Source organism: Oceaniovalibus guishaninsula JLT2003 (assembly GCF_000299575.1).
In the GTDB taxonomy this organism is placed as follows: Bacteria; Pseudomonadota; Alphaproteobacteria; order Rhodobacterales; family Rhodobacteraceae; genus Palleronia; species Palleronia guishaninsula.
Genome location: NZ_AMGO01000001.1, coordinates 18,883 through 41,592, shown reverse-complemented (window position 1 = coordinate 41,592; position 22,710 = coordinate 18,883). Strand labels below are relative to the sequence as shown.

Below are 22,710 nucleotides of genomic sequence, written 5' to 3'. Positions count from 1 at the left end.
GCTATTCGGCGGCGCGATCCGCTTCGGTTTCCGCGACCTCGCCGCCGGCATCGCCGTCCTGCGACGCGCGCGGCTTGCGGGACCGGCGCGGCCGGGCTGGCCGGGATTCGGGCGTCTCGACAAGGTTCGTTTCGCCGCCATCGTCGCCGCTGCGGGTGTCGATGACTTCGCCGGCGGGCGTCTCGTCGCGCGGGGCACGCCGACGCCGCGGCTTGCGTCCGCCATCGGGCGATGTTTCGGCGCCGTCGCCGCCCCGGTGTTCGGCAGCGGCCGGCCGGTCGTCCCTGTCGTTGGATGCGGACGGATCGGCGTCGCGGTCGCGGTCGTCGTTGCGCAGGCGCCGGTCGTCGTCCTGCTGGTCGCTATGATCCTGCCCGGATGGACGGTCGCCCTGTCCCTGCCCCTGATGCTGGCCCTGCCCGCCGCCCTGGTTCTGGTTCTGGTTCTGAGCCTGCCGGGCGTCCTGTTCGCGCTGCGCTTCGGCCAGCATGCGCGTGTAATGCTCGGCATGCTGGGCGAAATTTTCGGCCGCGACGCGATCACCCGAAAGCTGGGCGTCGCGGGTCAGTTGATTGTATTTGTCGATGATCTGCTGCGGGGTGCCGCGAACCTTCCCCTCGGGGCCGGAACTGTCGAACACCCGATTGACGATGTTGCCCGACGGACGGTTGCGGTTGGACTTGGACCGCGAGCGTGACTTCGAAGATCTCATAGGAGTATGTTTTCCGGCCTAGTTGCGGCATCTGCCCGGTCCCGGTTTTCGCGAAAGGCGTACACAGCGCACCTGTCGGGACCATCGGCTATGTTCAGGCTGTTCAGGAGGGAAGCGCACGTCGCGCCCCGCGCTCTGTAGGTTTTTCAGACCACGGCAGCGGGTGATTGACAACCCCCAAAACGATGGCCCTCGTCCGAAAACGCATCAATTCAGGTTGCTAGCGCCATCACAACCCGGTCGCGACCGTCCAGATCGGGGTGCAAGGTCACGTCGGTCCATCCCGCGGACGTGAAGATGTCGGTCACGGACGCACCTTGCCCCGCGCCGATCTCGACCAGAATCCGGCCGGCCGGCATCAGATGCGCAAGCGCGCCGTGCGCGATGGCGCGATAGGCCGACAGCCCGTCAGCCCCGTCTGTCAGGGCGGTGCGCGGATCGTGGTGCTGCACCTCCGGCGCCAAATCCGCCATTTCCGATGCGGCGATGTAGGGCGGGTTCGACACGATCAGGTCGAACCGGCCTTCGACGCCTCGGAACCAGTCCGCCTTGCGGAATTCGGCCCGGTCTTTCACCCCCAGCGCGGCGGCGTTGCTTTGCGCGACGTTCAGGGCATCCTCGGAAATATCGGTGCCGATGCCGGTCGCCCCGGCCCGGTCGCGCAGCAGCGATAGCAGGATGCAACCCGATCCCGTACCCAGATCGAGAACGCGGTCGAAGGGAGCCGCCAGCGCCAGTTCGACCAGCGTCTCGGTTTCGGGGCGCGGATCGAGGACCGCGTCGGTCACGATGAACACGTCCTTCCAGAAAGCGCGGCGTCCGACGATGCGTGCAACCGGCCGTCCCGAAACACGCTCGCGGATCGCCGCCTCGAAACGATCCGCCTGCGCCTTGTCCAGCGTTTCGGCCCGGCCCTGCATGGCCCAGTCCAGCAGACGCCGCGCGTCGCGCAGCGGGTCGTCGATGCCGGCCGCCCTGAGCGTCGCGGTCCCGGCGCGAAACGCCGTCTCGGCCTTCAAGCGTCCATCTCGGCCAGTCGCGCGGCGCGGTCGTCGGCGACCAGCGCGTCGATCACCTCGCCCAGATCGCCCTGCATGACCTGATCGAGCTTGTAGAGCGTCAGATTGATCCGGTGGTCCGTCAGCCGTCCCTGAGGAAAGTTATAGGTGCGGATGCGTTCGGAACGGTCGCCGCTGCCGACCTGCCCCTTGCGGGCGGCGCTGCGCTCGCCCTCGACCCGGCTGCGTTCCATGTCGAAAAGCCGTGCCCGCAGCACTTGCATAGCGATCTCGCGGTTGCGGTGCTGGGATTTCTCGCTGCTCGTCACCACGATACCGGACGGCACATGCGTGATCCTGACGGCCGAATCGGTCGTGTTGACATGCTGGCCGCCCGCCCCGCTGGCGCGCATCGTGTCGATGCGGATATCCGCGGGATCGATCTGCACATCCACATCCTCTGCCTCGGGCAGCACGGCGACGGTCGCCGCCGACGTGTGAATGCGACCGCCCGATTCGGTGCTGGGCACCCGCTGAACCCGGTGAACGCCCGATTCGTATTTCAACCGCGCGAACACCCCATCGCCACGCACATTGGCCACCAGTTCCTTGAGGCCGCCCAATTCGGTCGTCTGCTGCTCGATCACGTCGAAGCGCCAGCCCTGCGCATCGGCAAAGCGCATGTACATCCGCATCAGATCGGCGGCGAAAAGGGCCGCTTCCTCGCCGCCCGTTCCCGGCCGGATCTCTAGGATCGCGGGACGTGCATCCGCCGCGTCCTTGGGCAGCAAGGCCAGGCGCAGCGTCTCTTCGGCCTCGGCCAGCAATGTGCGCAATTGCGTCAGCTCGTCCTCGGCCAGCGCGCGCATCTCGGGATCGGACAGCAACGCTTCGGCCTGCGCGATCTGGTCGCCAAGGCCACGATAGCGTTCGATTTCGGCAACGATGGGGCGAAGTTCGGAATATTCCCTGCCCTGCGCCGCCAGATCGCCGCCGCCCCTGGCCATCGCGGCTTCAAGATACTCCAAACGGGCGGCGATCTGCATCAATCTGTCGACGGGAACCATCCTGCGCTCTTGTCCAATCCGCCGGGCGCGGTCAAGGCCGCTCGCCCAGCCAGCCGCGCAGCCGGTCGGCGTTGACGCCCATGTCGGACTTGCCGACGACCAGATGCCCCGAAAGCGCCAGCCGCCCGTCCTCCACCCACATGTTGGTCACGTCGGGAAAGCCGAAGATGCGGCTGCGGGTGACATAGCTGGCATGGCCCTCCGCCACCGATCCGGCCAGCGGAACGGTGCGGCGCGTCGCCCTGATGCGCGCGTCGAGGTCGCCCATCGCCGCCTTGGGATCGGCCACATCGCGCATCACGGCCAGCCCGCCGGCGGAGGGATAGTCGCCCGGACCGGCAAGGTCGCGCTTTGCATGATAGGTCGCCGCCGGCACCGGAACGGACCGCGCCCAGAGGGCCACGCCGCCCGTCAGCAGGATAATTCCCGCCACCGTAGAAATCACGATCCTGCCCAAAGCCATGTCCGTTCCCGACCTTTCCGAAAGCCTTTTCAGGCCGGCTGACGCATCTCGACCATGCGGGCGAAGAACGACGCACCGACAGGGGCGATCGCATCGTTGAAATCGTAGGCCGGGTGGTGGCACATCGGCCCCCCGCCCTGACCCAGGTTCAGATAGGCGCCCGGACGCGCCTCAAGCATATAGGCGAAATCCTCGGCCCCCATGCTGGGACGGGTGTCGCGGATGACGCGATCCTCGCCCACAACGGACGCGGCGATGTCGGCGGCAAGCATCGCTTCGCGCGCGTGGTTGACCGTCGCCGGATAGTCACGCCGATACTCCAGATCGACTGTCACGCCGAATGCCTGCGCCAGTCCTGTGCAGATCTGGGCGATGCGCCTTTCGGCAAGACCGCGCATCGCGGTTGTGAACGTCCGCACCGTGCCGCCCACGAACGCGCTGTCGGGGATGACGTTAAAGGCCGTTCCGGCATGGATCTGCGTTACCGAAACCACCAGCCGGTCGATGGGGTCGGCGTCGCGCGACACGATGGTGTCGAAGGCGTGCGCCAGCCGGACGGCGACCGGCACCGGGTCGCGGCATTCGTGCGGCCACGCCGCATGGCCGCCGACGCCGCGAACGGTGATGGCGAACTCGTCCACCGCGGCCATGATCGGGCCGGGCGTCGTGGCGAAATGCCCTTCGGGCAGGTCGGGGGCATTGTGCAGGGCATAAACCTCGGCGATGGCGAAGCGGTCCATGATGCCTTCCTCGACCATGACGCGCCCGCCGCCGCCCGCTTCTTCGGCCGGCTGGAAGATCAGGGCGACGCGACCGGCGAAATTGCGCGTCTCGGCCAGATAGCGCGCGGCGCCCAGCAGCATCGCGGTGTGTCCGTCATGCCCGCAGGCATGCATCGCGCCGGGCACCTCGCTGGCATGGGCGGCGCCCGTCTGTTCGGGCATCGGCAGCGCGTCCATGTCCGCCCGCAGACCGATGGTCGGGCCTGGCCGGCTTCCTTCGATGATGCCGACAACCCCCGTCGTGGCGATCCCCTCGTGCAATTCGTCCACCCCGAAGGCACGCAGCTTGTCCGCCACGAAGGCGGCCGTCCGGTGACAGTCGAAACCCAATTCGGGATGCCGGTGCATCCACCGGCGCCATTCGGTCATGTCGTCCGCGAAAGCGGCGATGCGGTTCAGGACGGGCATTCTGGACACCGGGCTGGCGATGGAGGACGGTGCAGCACTGCCCCAGAACCGGATGACCCGCAATGCCCGATCCCATCCTTGACATGCCCGACGGCCTGGACCGGCTGCGCGCCGTGATGGCCCGCCTGCGCGATCCTGACCGGGGGTGCCCGTGGGATCTGGAACAGACCTTCGCCACCATCGCGCCCTACACGATTGAGGAGGCTTACGAGGTCGCCGACGCCATCGACCGCGATGCGATGGACGATCTGAAGGCGGAACTGGGCGATCTGCTGTTCCAGTCGGTCTATCATGCGCAGATGGCCGCGGAAGCGGGACAATTCACGCTGGACGATGTGATCGCGACGGTGACGGACAAGATGATTAAGCGCCACCCGCATGTCTTCGGCGACGAAAGCCGCGAGAAGACCGCCAGGCAGCAGATACGGGACTGGGAAGCGACCAAGGCGAAGGAGCGCGGCGCAGGCGGCGTGCTGGATGGCGTGGCCAAGGGCCTGCCCGCGCTGATGCGGGCCGAGAAGCTGCAAAAGCGGGCAGCGCGCGTCGGCTTCGACTGGCCCGACGCGGCGCAGGTTCTGGAAAAGGTGGTCGAGGAAGCGCGCGAACTCGCCGAGGCGCGCGATGCCGGCGAAACCGACAGGATCGCCGAGGAGTTGGGCGATCTGCTGTTCGCGACGGTCAATCTGGCGCGTCATCTCGGCGTCGATGCCGAGGATGCGCTGCGTCGCGCGAACGCCAAGTTCGTACGCCGCTTCGCCCATGTGGAGGCTGCGCTGAACGGTCGTGGCCGCACCCCGCAGGACAGCGACCTGACTGAAATGGACGGGCTGTGGAACGAAGCGAAAAGGCTGGAATGGCGCGGTTGACGGGGCTCGAACCCGCGACCCCCGGCGTGACAGGCCGGTACTCTAACCAACTGAGCTACAACCGCGCATCGCATCCGCAGGTCGGTTTCGGCCGGGGCAATGGTGGCGCGGTTGACGGGGCTCGAACCCGCGACCCCCGGCGTGACAGGCCGGTACTCTAACCAACTGAGCTACAACCGCCCATTGCCCGGACCGGGCTGACCCGGAACGTGTTGGGCTTCTAGGGGTGGCTAGACGTGCCGTCAAGCGCGGATCGGGCGGAAACGCCGCTTTTCGAGGGGGTGACACCCGACCGGCAGACGGGGCTTGGTGGGCGATGACGGGCTCGAACCGCCGACATTCTCGGTGTAAACGAGACGCTCTACCAACTGAGCTAATCGCCCCCGCCCGCCCTCTAGCGACGCGACCGCGTGCAGACAAGTGCGCCGTCAGTCCTTGCGCCAGTCGAACGCCGCCACTTCGTGCCGGCGTCCCAGAAGAAAGGCGTCGGCGACCTGGATCATCGGACTGAAATCTGTCTCGCTGCGGCCCTGCCGTACCAGATCGGCAAATAGCGCGTAGAGCAGCGGATATTCGTCCGTCATTCCGTCGCCGATCCGCTGGCCGTCCGCTTCGATATAGGACCCGCTGCAAACCAGCCGGAAATTGCCGCGATCCGTCTCGAACTCAATGTCCCAACGCGCTTCGCCGTCATGGCGCCAGTCGAATTTCGCGGTCATCTCGGCGCCGGTGCCGTTGTCGAAGCGCAGGTCGGCGGCGATGGGCGCCTCGCGTCCTTTCGGGAAATACAGGTCCGAAGACGACACGAAGGCCGGCCGGTCCAGGATGGCGGTCAGAATGCTCATCGCGTTGATGCCGGGATCGAAGACCCCAAGATTGCCCGCCTCGAAGATCCAATCCTGTCCAGGATGGAACTGGTTGACGTCCTCGCGCCAGTCGATGCGCAATCGGTCAAGCCGTGCGCCCTTCAGCCGGCGACGCGCCTCGTCGATGGCCCTGCCCATGCGCGAATGCCACGACACGAAGAATGTGGCGTCCGTTCTGTCCGCCAGATCGCGCAGCAGATGACACTGCGCCAGCGTGACGGCGGGCGGCTTCTCGATCATCACATGAAGCCCGGCCTCGATCGCCTTCACCGCATAGTCGAAACGCGGACCGGGCGGCAGGGCCAGCGAAATCGCCTCGATGTCGCCCCTGTCGTTCAGGAACGCGTCGATGTCCTTGTGATTGGACGCGCCATCGACGGTCGCGTTGCGGCTGATGGCGGCGGCAAGCTGCCAGTCGGAACTGTTTCGAAGCGCGGGAATATGCTGCTGGCGCGCGATCTCGCCGATTCCGGCAAGCGCAATCTTCATCTTCTCGTCGGGCATCCGGTCCTCGTGGATTACACGCAATGCCCGTTCAACGGCGCGCCGCCCGCGCCGTTCCCCTGCAAACCGCTGCCGGATGTCAGTCGAATTTTTCGCGCAACGCCTTGGCCACGTTCGGCGGCACGAACCTGTCGATATCGCCGCCCAGCCGGGCGATTTCCTTGACCAGCTTGGACGCGATGGCCTGATAGCGCCCGTCGGCCATCAGGAACACCGTCTCGATGCCGTCGTCAAGGACGCGGTTCATGCCGACCATCTGGTATTCGTATTCGAAATCGGACACCGCCCGCAGGCCGCGCACGATAACGCTGGCGCCTACGTCGCGGGCGCAGTCGATCAGCAGGTTGTCGAAAGGATGCACGACGATTTCGGCCCCATCGGCCGTCAGGGCGGCGGCCTGATGTTCGACCAGCGCAACACGTTCCTCGAGCGTGAAAAGAGGATGCTTGTCGCGATTGATGGCGATGCCGATCACCAGACGATCCACCAGCTTCACGGCGCGGCGGAATATGTCGATATGGCCCAGCGTCACAGGATCGAACGTGCCTGGATATAGTCCCGTCCGCATCCTGTCCTCCCGTCCCGTTCAGGGGGCAGGCAACGCTATCGCGTCCCATTTTGCAAGACGGTTTGCCGAAACCGCGGCGCTCAATGCCCCATGACCATGCCTTCCAACGCGTCCCTCTCCATGGCAAGCTGCGCCAGCCGGGCCTTCACCACGTCCCCGATCGAGATCAGGCCGACCATCCGGCCGTCCTCAATCACCGGCATGTGCCGGAACCGCCCTTCGGTCATCCGCTCCAATACGGCGTCGGTTCGATCCTGGGGCGTGCAGGCGACCGGATCGCGGGTCATCAACGCGTCCACTGGGTCGTCGAGGCAGGACGTCCCCCGCCGCCCCAGTTCGCGCACGATGTCGCGTTCGGACAGGATGCCGGCCGGCTTGTCGCCGTCCGCGACGATGACGGCCCCGATCCGCTTTTCGGACAGCAGCCTGGCCGCCTCCGAAACCTTGGAACCCGGTGCGACGGTGACGATGTCGCCGCCCTTGTCTTTGAGTATCTGATGCATCTGCATGGCTGGCCCTCCTGACGTGGGGTCGAGGGTGGCGCGCCGACCCCGGCCAGTCAAGCGGCGCATCCTGTTTGCGGGGAGCGGAGAATAGGGCTAACCCAAGGGCGGACCATTCTGGAGGATGCGATGGCGGACCTGACCCACTGGATCGACGGCAAGCATGTGCAGGGCAAATCGGGGCGTTTCGCCGACGTGTTCAACCCCGCCACTGGCGAGGTGCAGGCCCGCGTCCCGCTGGCCAGCAAGGCCGAACTGGACGCGGCCGTGGCATCGGCCGCCGCGGCCCAGCCCGCATGGGCGGCCACCAATCCCCAGCGTCGCGCGCGGGTGATGATGGAATTCGTCCGCCTGCTGAACCGCGACATGGACAAGCTGGCCGAGGCGCTGTCGAAGGAACACGGCAAGACGTTCCCGGACGCCAAGGGCGACGTTCAGCGCGGGCTTGAGGTCATCGAGTTCTGCATCGGCGCCCCGCAACTTCTGAAGGGGGATTTCACCGACGGCGCGGGACCGGGCATCGACATGTATTCGATGCGTCAGCCGCTGGGTGTCGCCGCGGGCATCACGCCCTTCAACTTTCCCGCGATGATTCCGCTGTGGAAGATGGGACCGGCCTTGGCCTGCGGCAACGCCTTCATCCTCAAGCCGTCCGAGCGCGACCCCTCGGTGCCGCTGATGCTGGCCGAACTGGCGCAAGAGGCGGGACTGCCCGACGGCGTGCTTCAGGTCGTCAACGGCGACAAGGAAGCGGTGGATGCGATTCTCGACAACGAGACGATCCAGGCCATCGGCTTCGTCGGCTCGACCCCGATCGCGCAGTATATCTACGGGCGCGGCTGTTCCAACGGCAAGCGGGTGCAGTGCTTCGGCGGCGCAAAGAACCACATGATCGTCATGCCCGACGCCGATATCGACCAGGCCGCCGACGCGCTGGTCGGCGCCGGTTACGGGGCCGCGGGCGAACGGTGCATGGCGATCTCGGTCGCCGTGCCCGTCGGGAAGGAAACCGCCGACCGCCTGATCGAGGCGCTTGTGCCACGGGTCGAACGCCTGCGCGTCGGACCCTGGAACGACGAAAGCTCGGATTACGGCCCGGTGGTCACGGCCGCCGCGCGCGAAAACATCATGCGTCTGGTCCAGTCTGGCATCGACGCCGGCGCGAAACTGGTCGTGGACGGCCGCGACATGAAGGCGCCGCAAGGCTACGATCAGGGGTTCTGGGTCGGCCCGCATCTGTTCGACGACGTGACGCCCGACATGGAGATCTACCGCAAGGAAATATTCGGGCCCGTCCTCTCGACTGTCCGCGCGGGCAGCTACGACGAGGCGCTCAAGCTGGCGATGGACCACGAATACGGCAACGGCACCGCGATCTTCACCCGCGACGGCGATGCCGCCCGCGATTTCGCCGCCCGCGTCAATGTCGGGATGATCGGCATTAACGTGCCGATCCCGGTGCCGCTGGCCTATCACACCTTCGGCGGCTGGAAGAAATCGGGGTTCGGCGACCTGAACCAGCACGGGCCGGACGCCTTCCGCTTCTACACGCGCACCAAGACCGTCACCTCGCGCTGGCCCAGCGGCATCAAGGAAGGCGGCGAGTTCAACTTCAAGGCGATGGAATGAGTCCGGTCTGGGCGGCGCAAGAACGGATATGACCCCCCGCATCTGCATCGCGGTCGAGACATACCACAAGCCCGGCCAGACCTTCGTGAACCGCCACATCCGGCACATGTTCGGCGGCAATACCTGCGTCTATGCCAATCGCTTCGCCGGACCCGATCCTTATGACAAGGCGGTGTTCGTGCGAAGCCAAGGGCACGGCGGCCCGCTGGACGCGCTGGCGCGGCCTTTCGTCAAGGCGTGGTCGCGCAGCGTGCATCGCACGTCGCGCATGCCGCACGGTGCGGCAAGGCGCGGTTTCCTGACCTTCCTTCGGGAACAGCAGGTCGATGCGATCCTGGCCGAGTTCGGCACCGAGGCGCAGGTCATGGTGGGTGTCGCGGCCGAGGCGGGGATCCCCTGTTTTACCTATTGGCGCGGATCGGATGCCAGCCATTCGCTGAACCAGCCGACCCGCGCGGAAAGCTATCGGCGGATGATGCCAAGGCTGGCCGGCATGTTCGCGGTCAGCCGATTTTTGCTCGACAACCTGGCAGCGCATGGCATCGCCCATCCCAACGCCCATGTCGTGCCTTCGGGGGTGGATGTCCGGCGTTTCGTGCCGGGGGACAAGACGCCTGGCAGCTATCTCGCCGTGGGTCGCATGGTTCAGAAGAAGGCGCCGAAGACCAGCCTGCGCGCGTTCGCGGACGCCACGCGCGGCACGATGGCGACGCTGCGGTTCATCGGCGACGGGCCCGAACTGGAACCGACACGCGCCCTGGCGGCCGAACTGGGCATCGCCGACCGCGTGCGTTTCGACGGCGCGCAGCCCCATGACGTCGTGCGCGACGCCTTGGCCGAAACGCAGGTCTTCGTGCAGCATTCGGTCGTCGGCAAGGGCGGCAATACCGAAGGATTGCCCACATCCATCCAGGAGGCGCTGGCATCGGGATGTGTCGTCATCTCCACCCGCCATGCCGGCATCCCCGAAGCGGTAGAACATGGCGTCAACGGGTGGCTTTGCGACGAACACGACCTGCCCGCCATGACCGATCTGATCCGCCGCAGCCTGACGGCGGACACGGCCGCCATGGCCCGCGCCGCACGGGACACGGCGGTATCGCGGTTCGACAACGACGTGCTGCTGGCGCGGGTCGAGGATATGATCCGCGCCGCCCTCTGATCGCCCATCTGCTTGCAAACGCCGCAGCGCGGTCCGATGATCGCCGCAACGACAAGGAGGCGGCAATGGATTTCGCGCTGAGCGAGGAGCAGACGGCGATCTTCGACATGGCCCGCGCCTTCGGGCAGGATCACATCGCACCCCATGCGCGCGATTGGGAAAAACAGGGCACCATCCCGCGCGATCTGTGGCCCAAGGCGGCCGAGCTGGGGTTCGCCGGACTTTACGTCAGCGAGGAATCGGGCGGCGTCGGCCTGACCCGGTTGGACGCGACGCTGGTCTTCGAGGCGCTGTCGATGGCCTGTCCTTCCGTCGCGGCCTTTCTGTCCATTCACAACATGTGCGCCGCGATGCTGGACCGTTACGGCAGCGACGATCTGAAGACGCGCTATCTGACCCCCGCCCTGACGGCCGAGACGTTTCTCGGCTATTGCCTGACCGAACCCGGCAGCGGATCGGACGCCGCGGCCCTGCGAACCAAGGCGGAACGCACGAATGACGGCTATGCGTTGACGGGGATCAAGGCGTTCATTTCGGGCGCGGGCTATTCGGACGCCTATGTCGTCATGTGCCGGACGGGCGACGAAGGCCCGCGCGGCGTCTCGGCCATCGTGGTCGAGGATGGGTCGCCGGGGCTCAGCTTCGGCGGGCTCGAGGAGAAGATGGGCTGGCGGTCGCAGCCCACGCGGCAGGTGCAGCTCGACGATTGCCGGGTTCCCGCCGCCAATCTGCTGGGCGAGGAAGGCCGCGGCTTTGCCTATGCGATGGCCGGGCTGGATGGCGGACGGCTGAACATCGCGGCGTGCAGCTTGGGCGCCGCGCAGTCGGCGCTGGATGCGACTTTGGCCTATATGGCTGAACGAACGACCTTCGGGAAACCCATCGCGCAACACCAGGCGCTGCAATTCCGCGTTGCCGACATGGAGATTGAGTTGCAGGCCGCACGGGTCTTCCTGCGGCAAGCGGCCTGGCTGCTGGATCGCGGCGATCCGTCCGCGACGAAGCACTGCGCCATGGCCAAGAAGTTCGTCACCGAAGCCGGTAGCCGGATCGTCGATCAATGCCTGCAACTGCACGGCGGATACGGCTATCTGGCCGATTACGGGATCGAGAAACTGGTGCGTGACCTGCGGGTGCACCAGATACTGGAAGGCACGAACGAGATCATGCGCCTGATCACCGCGCGGGCGATGCTGGCCCGATGACCGAAATCGTCATACGCCGCGCGGGCGCCGCAGGCCGCATCACCCTGAACCGTCCCGCCGCCCTGAACGCGCTGACGCCCGCGATGTGCTCCGAGATCGCGCGGGCGCTGGACGCATGGGCCGACGAAGACGATATCGGCATGGTGATCGTCGATGCGGCGCCCGGCCGGGCCTTCTGCGCCGGCGGCGACATCGCGATGATCTATCAGGCGGGGCTTGCGCGCGACCATGACGGGCCGCGCGGCTTCTGGCGCGACGAATACCGGATGAACGCCCGGATCGCCACCTATCCCAAGCCGATCGCCAGTTTCCTGCACGGCTTCACCATGGGCGGCGGCGTCGGCGTCGGCTGCCATGCCTCGCATCGCATCGTCGGCGAGACGAGCCGGATCGCCATGCCGGAATGCGGCATCGGTCTGATCCCGGATGTGGGCGGTTCTTTGCTTCTGGCGCGCGCGCCGGGGCATCTGGGCGAATATCTCGGCACAACGGGCCACCGGATGAACCCCGCCGACGCCATCCATGCGGGATTTGCCGACTATTACCTGCCGGAAGCCGCCTGGCCCGACCTGATCGCGCGGCTCGAACGCGGAGCCGACTGGGCCGCCATCGAAAGCGCCGCCACAGATCCGGGCGACAGCGCTCTGGCACGCCGGCAGGACGCCATCGACCCGATCTTCCGGCACGAAACGCTGGCCGAAATCGCAGGCGCGCTGGAGCGCGACGGCAGCGACTTTGCGAACGAGACGCTGTCGGCGTTGCGTTGCGTCTCGCCCCTGTCGGCGGCCTGCGCGCTGGTGACGATCCGCAAGGCGCGGGCGGCCGACGACATCGAGGCGGCGCTGGAACTGGAATACCGCTTCACCCATCGCGCCTTGTCGGACGGCGAGTTGATGGAAGGCATACGCGCGCAGGTCATCGACAAGGACCGCAGACCGCGCTGGCGGCATTCGGGGCCCGCGGACGTGCCCGATGCCGAGGTCGCCGCGATGACTGCGCCGCTAAATGCGCAAGGCTGGACACTGGAGAAGACGGAATGAAGATTGCCTTCATAGGCTTGGGAAACATGGGCGGCCCGATGGCGGCGAACCTCGCTGCGGCCGGACATGACGTGCAGGGCTTCGATCCCGCCGCGCCGACGCCCGATGGCGTGACCGCCGCACAGGATGCGACCGCAGCCGTCAAAGAGGCCGATGTCGCCATCACCATGCTGCCGAACGGCGCGATCCTGCGCGATGTCGCCTCGGCCGTCTTGCCGGCAATGCGGCGCGGCAGCGTCCTGCTCGATTGCTCGACCGTCGATGTCGAAAGCGCCCGCGCCGTTGCCGAAATGGGCGCGGATCGGGGCATCGCCGTTCTCGACGCGCCTGTCTCGGGGGGCACCGGCGGCGCCGCTGCCGGGACGCTGACCTTCATGGTCGGCGGACCCGAGGATGCCTTCGCGACCGCCAAACCGCTTTTCGACGTGATGGGGGCGAAAGCCGTGCATTGCGGACCTTCGGGCAGCGGTCAGGCCGCCAAGATCTGCAACAACATGATCCTCGGCATCACCATGATCGCGACCTGCGAAGCCTTCGCTCTGGCCGACCGTTTGGGCCTGGACCGCCAGGCGCTCTACGATGTCGCCTCGACCTCCTCCGGGCAATCGTGGAGTCTGACCACCTATTGCCCCGCGCCCGGTATCGGGCCGAAGACGCCGGCCGACAACGACTACCGCCCCGGCTTCGCGGCCGATCTGATGCTCAAGGATCTGCGCCTCGCCCAGCAGGCCGCCGACGCTTCGGGCGCCGACACGCCGCTCGGCCGCGCCGCGCGCGACCTTTACGAAGCGTTTGTCGAACGGGAGGACGGCAAGGGCCGGGACTTCAGCGCCATGCTGACGCGGTTCACGCGCGGGGACTGATCGCCCCTTCATCTTTCCGGCAAATACCCCACGGGGGTGCGAAGGTGTGAAACCCCCGCTCCGCCGTCTCAGCGCACGATGATCTCGGGCCCCATGAACGTGGTGGGAAGCCAGGTGCTGATGACCGGCACATAGGTGATCAGGATCAGGAAGACGAACAACACGCCCAGGAACGGCAGCGCCGCCCGAACGACCGCCATCATCGGCATGTTGGCCACACCGCTGGTCACGAACAGGTTCAGGCCGACGGGCGGCGTGATCATGCCGATCTCCATGTTGACGACCATGATGATCCCCAGATGGATCGGGTCGATCCCCAGTTGCACGGCGATCGGAAAGACCAGCGGCGCCACGATCACGATCAGGCCGGACGGTTCCATGAACTGACCGCCGATCAGCAGGATGACGTTCACGATGATCAGGAACATCACCGGACCGAACCCGGCATCCAGCATCGCCGCCGCGATTTGCTGCGGGATTTGCTCGTCCGTCAGAACGTGCTTGAGGATCAGCGCATTGGCGATGATGAACATCAGTACGATGGTCAGCTTGCCCGCCTCCAGCAGCGTATCGCGCGTATCCCGATGCACGAAGGCCGTCAACAGCGCCCAGGGCTTTTGCAGCAGCGTCGCCTGCGCCGCAGGGGCCGCTGCCGCCGACAGGCTGCGCTTGCCGGGTTCCAGATAGTCCGACGATGCCGGATGCCCCCGCGCCGCCAGCGGCCCCATGTCGCGGTAGATGAAGCAGGCGATCAGGAACGCATAGACGGCGGCGACGGCGGCTGCCTCGGTCGGGGTGAAGATCCCGCCATAGATGCCGCCCAGGATGATGACGATCAGGAACAGGCCCCATCCCGCGTCGCGGCCCGCGGCCCAGACCTCGCCCCAGCCCTGCCACTCACCCTTGGGCAGGTTTCTGACCCGCGCGATGACATAGATGGTGCCCATCAGCATGAATCCCGCCAGAAGGCCGGGAATGACGCCCGCCAGGAACATCCGCCCGACGCTGACATCCGTGGCGCTGGCATAGACGACCATGACGATGCTGGGCGGAATCAGGATGCCCAGGGTTCCCGCGTTGCAGATGACGCCGGCGGCGAATTCCTTGGAATAGCCGACCTGCCGCATCCCGGCGATGACGATGGTGCCGATGGCCACGACAGTCGCGGGCGACGATCCCGAAAGGGCCGCGAACATCATGCACGCGACGACGCCCGCGATGGCCAGCCCGCCCGGAAGATGGCCGACCAATGCGATAGAGAACCGGATGATCCGCCGCGCCACGCCGCCCGTCGACATGAAGGACGAGGCCAGCACGAAGAACGGGATCGCCAACAGCGTATAATGCGCGGCCATCGCGTCGTAGAACTGCTTGGAGACGGCCGCCAGCGACGTGTCCGAGAACCACAGCAAAAACATCATCGAGCTGAAGCCGAGCGACACCGCGATGGGTACGCCCAGCAACAGCAGGCCGATGATCATCACGAAAAGAAGGGCGACTTCCATGTCAGGCGTCCTTCAGCGTGATCGAGGCTTCGTTGACCGCATCCTCGACCTCGTGGCTGACGATCAGGCTTTCCTGCCGCCCGCGTGCGATACGCCAGGTGGCCTGCGCCATCCGCAAAAGGATCAGCGCGCAACCGAACGGCAGGATCAGATAGGGGATGAAGCGGGGCAGCTTGTCATAGGCTTCCACGACCAAGGTGTTGCCGTCCATGTAGGAATTGAAGGTCCGGCTCAGCCAGTCGGCGCCGAACGGGATCGGGATGCGGTCGGTGACATAGAACGAATTGCTGCGCGTCTCCTCGAAGCCCAGCGGAAACCAGCGCCCGGCCGTGCGGTCCAGCCCCGCGAACGGCGCCCAGAAATCCCACGCGCCCTTCAGCAGCAGCACGCCGTAGGCCAGACACACCAGCGCCGACAAAAGCGCGCAGACCCGTCGCGCGCGGGGCTTCAGCAGCCCGGTCACGGCATCGACCCCCAGATTCGCCGTGACCTTGAACGCATAGCTGACCCCGAAGATCACAAGCCAGGCGAACAGGATCAGCACAAGCTCCAGCCCCCAGATCAGCGAGTGGTTGAAGCCATAGCGCAGCACCACGTTGACGAACGTGACCAGCGTCATCAGTCCCAGCAGCAACGCGATAGCGGTTTCCTCGATTTCGGTGACGATATGGCCGAAGCCCGATGTCGCCTCGTGACGATGCGCACTCATCGTCGTCCCTCCCCTGATGGTCCCAGCGACCGGATTAGGCCGACGGGCGGACCGGACAGACCCGGACCGCCCGTGTATGGCCTACATCGATTCGTTGATGGCCTGCGCGGCCGCGATGTTGTCGGCGCCGACGCCTTCCTCGAACTGTTCCCAGACGGGCTTCATCGCATCGACCCAGGCCTGCCGCTGCTCGGGCGTCAATTCGCGAATCGTGCCCCCCGCATCGAGGATCGCCTGACGGGCCTCGTTGTCCACCTCGGTGACGGCGGCATTACGTTCGCTCGACACCTCCTGAACGATGGTGTCGAGCTGCTCGCGCATCTCGGGGTCGAGTCCGTCCCACCAGTCCGACGCCGTCACGACCAGATAATCGAGAACACCGTGGTTCGTCTCGGTCGCGCCGTCCTGAACTTCGAAGAACTTCTGACCATAGATGTTGGACCAGGTGTTCTCCTGTCCGTCAACGACGCCGGTTTGCAGGGCGCCGTAAACCTCGGAGAAGGCCATCGGCTGCGGCGAGGCGTCCAGTTGCTCGAACTGCGCCACGATCACGTCGCTGGGCTGCACGCGGAACTTCAGACCCGCCGCGTCCTCGGGCGTCACCAGCGGCTTGTTCGCCGACATCTGCTTCAGCCCGTTGTGCCAATAGGCCAGACCTTTCAGCCCACGACGCTCCATCGAATCCTTCATCGCCTGGCCCGTCTCGCCGGCCTGGAACTGGTCCACGGCGTCGATGTTCACGAACATGAAGGGCAGATCGAAGATTTGGAACTGCTTGGTGAACGTCTCGAACTTCGACAGCGACGGGGCGGCCATCTGCACGTCGCCCTGCAACATCGCCTGCAACACCTGATCGTCGTCGTAAAGCGTCGAGTTCGGATAGACCTCCATGCAGGCCCTGCCGTCCATCTCGGCGTTGACGCGCTCCTGCAACAAGGACGCGGCGATCCCTTTGGGATGCTTGTCGCTGTTGGTGACGTGGCTGAACTTGATGACCGTTTCGCCGTCGTCGCACCCCGTCGTGCCCGATTGCGCCGTCGCAGCACCGGCCGCAAGCGTCATGACGATCGCGGTTGTGGCAAGATATCTCATTTCGTTCTCCCGGTTGTAATGGCTTGTCTGCCCGTTCGGGGCATGACCGGTTCGCAGGATGACCGTTCGCGCGGCGCAATCCAAGGCTTTTCGCCGGAAGGACGCGGAACCGACCGGACTTGCCAAGGTGCGTGGGGCGCGGCATGCCGAAAGGATGCAGATGGTCACCCAAAATCCCCAGGATCCGGCCTTTGTCGCCGATCCCTATCCATTCTATCACCGCATCCGCGCGATGGGCGATCTGGTCCGGTGGCAGGATTACGACCTGACCGTGGCCACCAGCCACGCGGCCGTCGGCGCGCTGATCCGCGACACTCGGCTGGGCCGCGAAACGCCGGAGGAGTTGCGCCAGACCCCGCCCCAACATCTGGCACCCTTCTATGCGGTCGAGGATCATTCCATGCTGGAACTGGAACGCCCGCGCCATACGCGGCTGCGCGGCCTGGTCCTGCGGGCCTTCACGTCGCGCGGGATCGCCGCCCTGGCACCCGAGATCGAGGCGCTCAGCCACACCCTGATCGACGGCTTTCCGGCGGGCCCGTTCGACCTGCTGGATCGCTACGCGCGGCATGTTCCCGTCATCGTCATCGCGCGTCTTCTGGGCGTGCCCGAGGCTACGGCCCCCGATCTGCTGCGCTGGTCGGGGGCGATGACGGGCATGTATCGCGCGGGCCGGACGCTGGCGGACGAGGTGGCGGCGGCCGGGGCTGCGGCAGATTTTTCGGACTTCCTGCGCGATCATATCGACCGGCGGCGACGCGATCCGGGCGACGATCTGCTGTCGCACCTGATCGCCGCCCATGCCGATGGCGACCGCCTGTCCGAGCCCGAGATGATCGCCACCGCCATCCTGCTGCTGAATGCCGGGCACGAAGCGACGGTGCACGCCTTGGGCAATGCCGTGAACGTCTTGCTGGGCACGCGGATGCGGCCCGACGATCCCGCCGCGACGGTCGAGGAGGCGCTGCGCTTTGATCCGCCGCTGCACCTGTTCACGCGCTGGGTCTACGAGCCGCTGACGTTCATGGGGCACGATTTCGCGCGCGGCGACCGGGTGGGTCTGCTGCTGGGGGCGACGAACCGGGATCCTTCGGTCTATGAAGATCCCGACAGGTTCGATCCGGGTCGGTGGGCGCGTCACGCGCCTGCGCCGCATCTGGCCTTCGGCGCGGGGCCGCATTTCTGCGTGGGCGCCCCGCTGGCGCGGATGGAGATGCAGATCGCCTTGCGGGTGCTGTTCGACCGCTGCCCCGATCTTGCCCTCGCGGAACAGCCGCAGGTCGCGGACATCTATCATTTCAGAGGGTTGCGGCGCCTTCTTGTCACAACGTGACAGCCTGACCCGTTTCGGCGGAACGCTGCGCGGCCTGTCCCATCTCGACCGCGCGGATGCCGTCGAGCAGACCGACCTCGATCCTGCCTTCGCCGCGGACGACCCTGACGAAGCGTTCGTGCTGATAGTAGGTGGATCCGTTGTGATCTCCGGCATCCAGCAGGACTGGATCGACCAGAACGGCGACATCCTGCGGCCCTTTGGGTGCGCGGGGGCTGACGACGACGCGGGGCACCGGGGGCGCGCCAAGATGACCGGGCCAGAAGCGGGTCGGGCCGGGAACGAACGCCTCGATCCGGCCGCGGGGACCGATGACGCTGATATCCTCTTGATAACGGCTGCCTTCCGCGAACATGCACAGTTCCAGCATGGCGCGGGCGCCGGTGTCGAAATCGACGATGACATAGCCGTGGTCCCAGACATCGGGCACGCGGCCGTCGATCCGTTCGTCCTTGTGGTTGACCGCCTGTCCCGCCGACGCCATCACGCGGACCGGCTCGGCCCGTAGAAGAAGGCGCATCAAGTCGAAGAAATGACAGCACTTTTCCACCAACGTGCCGCCCGAGCGTGCAGAGAAGCGGTTCCAATCGCCGACCTTCGGCAGGAACGGAAAGCGGTGTTCGCGGATGGTCAGCATCAAGGGGCCGCCCGTCGCCGCGTCGACGCTGTCGATCAGCGCGCGGATCGGCGGCATATAGCGGTATTCCATTGCCACCCAAAGCGGCGCGGGATAGGCCAGCGAGCGGACGCGGGCGGCATCCTTCGGGTCGGTGAATACCGGCTTCTCGACCATCAACGGCAATGCACGTCGCGCCGCAACCTCTTGAATCTGCTGCACATGCAGGTCGTTCGGCGAGGCGATCAGCACGCAATCCAGGGCGGGGACGGCCAGCAATTCCCCGATCCCGCCGACCATCAGGGCGTTCGGAGCGATGGCCTGGGCGGCGGCGCGCATGGTGGGGTCCGGTTCGAAGATGGCACCGACGCGGGCGTCGGGGAGAAGCGCGATATTGCGCAGATGTTCCTGCCCCATCATGCCGCAGCCGATGATGCCGTAGGTCACGAGTTGCGGCATGGGCCCCTCAGCCGATGCGCGAGACGTAGCGCGCGAGGTCGGCGTCGAACCAGGTGCGGGAATATTCGACGGGCTGTCCGTCCTGCCCCCAGGAGACGCGCGCGACATGGCAGCAGGTTGCCGATTTCATAGCAATATCAGACCATTGCGGCATGGTGTCGATGCCGATGCGGTCCTCTGTTCGGATGATGCGGAGGCCGAGTTGGCGGCGGTAGGTCTGGTAGAGCGAGGGCTGGATCGACGCCGGATCAAGCGCATGCGTGGCGTCGAGCCAGATTTCCTCGGCCGCGACCCGGATGCCGTCCAGAAGGCGCAGCCGGCGGATGCAGTAGGCGTCGGGGGCGGGGCCGAACGCGGGGGCGTCATGGGGCTTGGCCAGGCGCGCGACATCCAGGATCTCGGCATCGGGGCGACCGCCGCCCTGCACCAGTTCCAGCCGAAAAAACTCATACATTCCGCCGATTTGCCGGGCGTGGCGCACGTAGTTTCCAGACCCCTGCCGCCGTTCGATCAGGCCGCGATCGGTAAGGTCGGCCAAGGCGCGGCGCAGGGTGCCGACGGCGATGTCGTGGTCCTGCGCCATGCGGCGTTCGGGCGGCAGCCGGTCGCCTTCGCGCAGTTCGCCGGAGGCGATCTGACGCACGACAAGATCGGCGATCTGACGCCAGACGGGGGGCGGGGAAATATCGGACAAGGAACCACACGCTGAAATGATGCAGGATTGATGCACCGAAGCCGCGATGTTAGGCAAGTCATATTCGCGTAAGAGTTCCGTAGGAGGCCGCATGACCGTCGTTCCCGTCACGTCGCAGGATCTGGACGCGGCCGAAATCGCGTGGTTCGCGGCCCTGTGTTCGGACGATTACGCGCTGCTGGGGGTGCCGGACGGCGCGCTGCGATCGTCCTGGGCGCATTGCAGCGCCATCGCGCTGGAGGCCGAGCGGCAGGGCTTCGGCAACATCCTGTGCCCGTCCTCGTATCAGGTCGGACAGGACACGCTGAGCTTCGTCGCGGGCTGCGCGCCGTTGACCGAGCGGATGACCTTCCTCGCCGCGATCCGCTGCGGCGAGATGCAGCCGGTGATGCTGGCGCGGACGGTGGCGACGCTGGACCACATGCTGAAGGGGCGGCTGACGCTGAACGTCATCTCGTCGGACTTTCCGGGCGAGACGGCCGACAGCGCCTATCGCTATCGACGGTCGCGCGAGGTGGTCGAGATCCTCAAGCAAGCCTGGACGCGGGACAGCATCGACTTCGACGGGGAGATCTACAGCTTTCACGGCGTCGCGACGGACCCCGCCAAGCCCTATCAAAGGGGCGGCCCGCTGCTCTATTTCGGCGGCTACAGTCCCGACGCGCTGGATCTGTGCGGGCAGCATTGCGACGTCTATCTGATGTGGCCCGAACCGAAAGAGCAGATCGCCCGGCGCATGAAGGACGCGCATGCCGCGGCGGCGCGTCACGGGCGGACGCTGGATTACGGGCTGCGCGTGCATGTGATCGTGCGCGACACCGAAGCCGAGGCGCGGGACTATGCCGAGCATCTGGTCAGCGCGCTGGACGACGAATACGGCGCGCTGATCCGCGGCCGGGCGCACGATGCGACCAGCCTGGGCGTCAGCCATCAGGCGCGGGCGCGCGAGCTGGCCGACCGCTTCGGCTATGTCGAGCGGCATCTGTGGACGGGTATCGGGCGGGCGCGGTCGGGATGCGGGGCGGCACTGGTGGGCAGCACCGATCAGGTCCTGTCCGAAATCGAGGCGTATCGCCGCATGGGCATCCGCGCCTTCATCTTCTCGGGCTATCCGCATCTGGACGAATGCCGGTCGATCGGGCAACGCATATTGCCGCAGTTGAAGACCTGTTCCCTGCCGCAGGTCTATGGCAGGGTGCCTGCGGACATGCCCGCGACGCCGCTGGGCAACGGAGAGAGACGTTGATGGAGCGCATTCAGCTGGGCGACATATCGGTCAGCCGCATCGTTTACGGGATGTGGCGGCTGGGCGACGATGCCGACACGTCGCCCGGCCATGTCCGCGCCAAGATCGAGGCGTGTCTGGATCAGGGCATCACCACGCTGGACCAGGCCGACATCTATGGCGGCTACAGGGCCGAGGAATTGCTGGGCGCGGCGCTGACCCCTGCCCTGCGCGACCGGGTCGAGATCGTCACCAAATGCGGGATCGTGGCGCCGATGGGCCGCCATTCGGCCGTGACGGTGAAGCATTACGACACGTCGCGCGCCCATATCGAGGCCAGCATCGACGCGTCGCTGCGCGCGATGGGGATCGACACGATCGACCTGCTGCTGATCCACCGGCCCGATCCGATGATGGACCGGGCCGAGACCGGCGGCGCGCTGGACGATGCGGTGCGGTCTGGCAAGGTGCGCGCGGTGGGCGTGTCGAACTTCCGGCCCTGGGATTTCGCGCTGTTGCAGGGCGCGATGGAAACGCCGCTTGTCACGAACCAAATCGAGTTGAGCCTTGCCTGCCTCGATCCGTTCACGAACGGCGATCTGGCGGCGGTGCAGGAACGCGGGTTGCGCCCGATGGCGTGGTCGCCCCTGGGCGGCGGCGCGCTGATGACGGATGCGGGGCCATTGCAGGCGGCGCTGGACGCGGTGGCCGAGGAACAGGGCACCGACCGGGCGGCGGTCGCGGTGGCCTGGCTGCTGGCGCATCCGGCGGGCATCGTGCCGGTGATGGGCACCAACAGCCCCGAGCGGATCGCGCGCATCGGGCAAGCCGCGCGCGTGACGATGGACCGGCAGACCTGGTTTCGCCTTTATACGCTGGCGCTGGGTCACGAAGTGGCATGAGCGTCCATATCGTCGGCCCATCGCGCTACCCCGAGACGGACGATCCGGGGCGGTCGCTGCGCGACGCGCTGGGCCGCTTCGCCACCGGCGTCACGGTCGTGACCTGTGCCGTGCCGGGCGGACCGCTGGGCATCACCGCCAACAGTTTCGCATCCGTGTCGCTGGACCCGCCGCTGGTGCTGTGGTGTCCCGCAAAGATGTCGAGCCGCTACGATCCCTTCGTCGAGGCCGCCCATTTCGCCATTCACGTCATGGGTGCCGAGCAGCGCGCGCTGTCGCAGCGATTCGTCCGCGAGGGGCAGGCCTTCGACGGGCTGAACTGGCGGCTGGCCGATGACGGCACCCCGCTGATCGAGGGCACGCTGGCGCGGTTTCACTGCGCGACGCAGGCGGTGCACGATGCGGGCGATCATGCCATCGTCGTGGGGCGGGTGCTGAATGCGGACTATCGCGACGGGCCGCCATTGATATTCTCGGCCGGACGCTATGGGATATTCCAAAGCGCGGATTGACGGCGCGAGGCATGGGCCACGGGGGGG

The 22,710-nt window shown here is 66.4% G+C and carries 23 protein-coding genes and 3 tRNA genes; 10 read left to right on the top strand and 16 right to left on the bottom strand.

From position 1 onward, the window contains the following. Position 1 precedes the first annotated feature (1 nt). The 5 genes from OCGS_RS00210 to OCGS_RS00190 all read right to left on the bottom strand — a co-directional run bounded on the left by OCGS_RS00210 (position 2) and on the right by OCGS_RS00190 (position 4,430). The gene (locus tag OCGS_RS00210; RefSeq protein WP_007425193.1) at positions 2 to 712 is read right to left on the bottom strand and encodes a DUF4167 domain-containing protein; all 711 of its coding nucleotides are present in this window, start codon (positions 710 to 712) and stop codon (positions 2 to 4) included. A 212-nt stretch (positions 713 to 924) separates the two neighbouring features. Next, complete coding sequence (prmC, locus tag OCGS_RS00205) at positions 925 to 1,731, bottom strand: peptide chain release factor N(5)-glutamine methyltransferase (RefSeq protein ID WP_007425192.1); 807 nt, start codon at positions 1,729 to 1,731, stop codon at positions 925 to 927. Then, the gene (gene prfA / locus OCGS_RS00200; RefSeq protein ID WP_007425191.1) at positions 1,728 to 2,777 is read right to left on the bottom strand and encodes a peptide chain release factor 1; all 1,050 of its coding nucleotides are present in this window, start codon (positions 2,775 to 2,777) and stop codon (positions 1,728 to 1,730) included. The genes prmC and prfA overlap by 4 nt, the downstream gene beginning before the upstream one ends. A 31-nt stretch (positions 2,778 to 2,808) precedes the next feature. Further along, positions 2,809 to 3,240 (bottom strand): DUF1499 domain-containing protein, encoded by a 432-nt coding sequence (locus OCGS_RS00195; RefSeq protein ID WP_052026084.1) that lies wholly within the window; start codon positions 3,238 to 3,240, stop codon positions 2,809 to 2,811. A 29-nt stretch (positions 3,241 to 3,269) separates the two neighbouring features. Continuing rightward, positions 3,270 to 4,430, bottom strand: coding sequence for a M20 aminoacylase family protein (locus tag OCGS_RS00190; protein ID WP_007425189.1), 1,161 nt, complete (start codon positions 4,428 to 4,430; stop codon positions 3,270 to 3,272). A gap of 62 nt (positions 4,431 to 4,492) precedes the next feature. On the opposite strand from OCGS_RS00190, the gene mazG reads away from it, so the two are divergent. Next, the gene (mazG, locus tag OCGS_RS14645; protein ID WP_007425188.1) at positions 4,493 to 5,296 is read left to right on the top strand and encodes a nucleoside triphosphate pyrophosphohydrolase; all 804 of its coding nucleotides are present in this window, start codon (positions 4,493 to 4,495) and stop codon (positions 5,294 to 5,296) included. On the opposite strand, the gene OCGS_RS00180 is transcribed toward mazG, so the two are convergent. From OCGS_RS00180 to OCGS_RS00155, 6 genes are all read right to left on the bottom strand, one after another. Beyond that, positions 5,285 to 5,361 (bottom strand) — tRNA-Asp (locus OCGS_RS00180). The two genes, mazG and OCGS_RS00180, sit on opposite strands and share 12 nt — an antisense overlap. 38 nt (positions 5,362 to 5,399) lie before the next feature. Next, positions 5,400 to 5,476 (bottom strand) — tRNA-Asp (locus tag OCGS_RS00175). A gap of 127 nt (positions 5,477 to 5,603) precedes the next feature. Continuing rightward, positions 5,604 to 5,679: transfer RNA gene (locus tag OCGS_RS00170), tRNA-Val, on the bottom strand. Between the two features lie 45 nt (positions 5,680 to 5,724). After that, positions 5,725 to 6,666, bottom strand: coding sequence for a Gfo/Idh/MocA family protein (locus tag OCGS_RS00165; protein ID WP_007425187.1), 942 nt, complete (start codon positions 6,664 to 6,666; stop codon positions 5,725 to 5,727). A gap of 79 nt (positions 6,667 to 6,745) precedes the next feature. Next, the gene (gene coaD / locus OCGS_RS00160; protein WP_007425186.1) at positions 6,746 to 7,234 is read right to left on the bottom strand and encodes a pantetheine-phosphate adenylyltransferase; all 489 of its coding nucleotides are present in this window, start codon (positions 7,232 to 7,234) and stop codon (positions 6,746 to 6,748) included. 80 nt (positions 7,235 to 7,314) lie between these two features. Next, positions 7,315 to 7,743: a CBS domain-containing protein gene (locus tag OCGS_RS00155; protein ID WP_007425185.1), complete on the bottom strand. Its 429-nt coding sequence runs from the start codon at positions 7,741 to 7,743 to the stop codon at positions 7,315 to 7,317. 123 nt (positions 7,744 to 7,866) lie between these two features. On the opposite strand from OCGS_RS00155, the gene OCGS_RS00150 reads away from it, so the two are divergent. The 5 genes from OCGS_RS00150 to mmsB all read left to right on the top strand — a co-directional run bounded on the left by OCGS_RS00150 (position 7,867) and on the right by mmsB (position 13,636). Next, the gene (locus OCGS_RS00150) at positions 7,867 to 9,366 is read left to right on the top strand and encodes a CoA-acylating methylmalonate-semialdehyde dehydrogenase (RefSeq protein WP_007425184.1); all 1,500 of its coding nucleotides are present in this window, start codon (positions 7,867 to 7,869) and stop codon (positions 9,364 to 9,366) included. 28 nt (positions 9,367 to 9,394) lie between these two features. Next, on the top strand, positions 9,395 to 10,528 hold the full coding sequence (locus OCGS_RS00145; protein WP_007425183.1) for a glycosyltransferase: 1,134 nt from the start codon (positions 9,395 to 9,397) through the stop codon (positions 10,526 to 10,528). A 65-nt stretch (positions 10,529 to 10,593) separates the two neighbouring features. Next, positions 10,594 to 11,733, top strand: a complete 1,140-nt coding sequence (locus OCGS_RS00140) for an acyl-CoA dehydrogenase family protein (RefSeq protein ID WP_007425182.1) — start codon at positions 10,594 to 10,596, stop codon at positions 11,731 to 11,733. Further along, positions 11,730 to 12,773, top strand: a complete 1,044-nt coding sequence (locus OCGS_RS00135; protein WP_007425181.1) for an enoyl-CoA hydratase/isomerase family protein — start codon at positions 11,730 to 11,732, stop codon at positions 12,771 to 12,773. Before OCGS_RS00140 ends, OCGS_RS00135 begins: the two co-directional genes overlap by 4 nt. Further along, complete coding sequence (gene mmsB / locus OCGS_RS00130; RefSeq protein ID WP_040610163.1) at positions 12,770 to 13,636, top strand: 3-hydroxyisobutyrate dehydrogenase; 867 nt, start codon at positions 12,770 to 12,772, stop codon at positions 13,634 to 13,636. Before OCGS_RS00135 ends, mmsB begins: the two co-directional genes overlap by 4 nt. A 68-nt stretch (positions 13,637 to 13,704) precedes the next feature. On the opposite strand, the gene OCGS_RS00125 is transcribed toward mmsB, so the two are convergent. The 3 genes from OCGS_RS00125 to OCGS_RS00115 form a co-directional block, all read right to left on the bottom strand. Next, entirely contained in the window at positions 13,705 to 15,141 is a 1,437-nt protein-coding gene (locus tag OCGS_RS00125) for a TRAP transporter large permease (RefSeq protein WP_007425179.1), read from the bottom strand. A 1-nt stretch (position 15,142) separates the two neighbouring features. After that, entirely contained in the window at positions 15,143 to 15,850 is a 708-nt protein-coding gene (locus OCGS_RS00120) for a TRAP transporter small permease (RefSeq protein WP_007425178.1), read from the bottom strand. A gap of 81 nt (positions 15,851 to 15,931) precedes the next feature. Further along, complete coding sequence (locus tag OCGS_RS00115; RefSeq protein ID WP_040610161.1) at positions 15,932 to 16,942, bottom strand: TRAP transporter substrate-binding protein; 1,011 nt, start codon at positions 16,940 to 16,942, stop codon at positions 15,932 to 15,934. Between the two features lie 154 nt (positions 16,943 to 17,096). On the opposite strand from OCGS_RS00115, the gene OCGS_RS00110 reads away from it, so the two are divergent. After that, a complete protein-coding gene (locus OCGS_RS00110) occupies positions 17,097 to 18,275 on the top strand; it encodes a cytochrome P450 (RefSeq protein ID WP_040610198.1) in 1,179 nt (392 codons plus the stop codon). Here the strand turns inward: OCGS_RS00110 and OCGS_RS00105 are convergent. Then, entirely contained in the window at positions 18,265 to 19,350 is a 1,086-nt protein-coding gene (locus OCGS_RS00105; protein WP_007425175.1) for a Gfo/Idh/MocA family protein, read from the bottom strand. The genes OCGS_RS00110 and OCGS_RS00105 overlap by 11 nt on opposite strands. A 7-nt stretch (positions 19,351 to 19,357) precedes the next feature. Then, a complete protein-coding gene (locus tag OCGS_RS00100; protein WP_007425174.1) occupies positions 19,358 to 20,044 on the bottom strand; it encodes a GntR family transcriptional regulator in 687 nt (228 codons plus the stop codon). A gap of 91 nt (positions 20,045 to 20,135) precedes the next feature. Here OCGS_RS00100 and OCGS_RS00095 point away from each other — a divergent pair, with 91 nt between their 5' ends. Genes OCGS_RS00095 through OCGS_RS00085 form a run of 3 tightly spaced genes read left to right on the top strand, consistent with a single transcriptional unit; the run spans position 20,136 to position 22,683 of the window. Further along, a complete protein-coding gene (locus tag OCGS_RS00095; RefSeq protein ID WP_007425173.1) occupies positions 20,136 to 21,290 on the top strand; it encodes an LLM class flavin-dependent oxidoreductase in 1,155 nt (384 codons plus the stop codon). After that, a complete protein-coding gene (locus OCGS_RS00090) occupies positions 21,290 to 22,171 on the top strand; it encodes an aldo/keto reductase (protein WP_007425172.1) in 882 nt (293 codons plus the stop codon). The genes OCGS_RS00095 and OCGS_RS00090 overlap by 1 nt, the downstream gene beginning before the upstream one ends. After that, on the top strand, positions 22,168 to 22,683 hold the full coding sequence (locus OCGS_RS00085; RefSeq protein ID WP_007425171.1) for a flavin reductase family protein: 516 nt from the start codon (positions 22,168 to 22,170) through the stop codon (positions 22,681 to 22,683). Before OCGS_RS00090 ends, OCGS_RS00085 begins: the two co-directional genes overlap by 4 nt. The last annotated feature ends 27 nt before the right edge of the window (positions 22,684 to 22,710 follow it).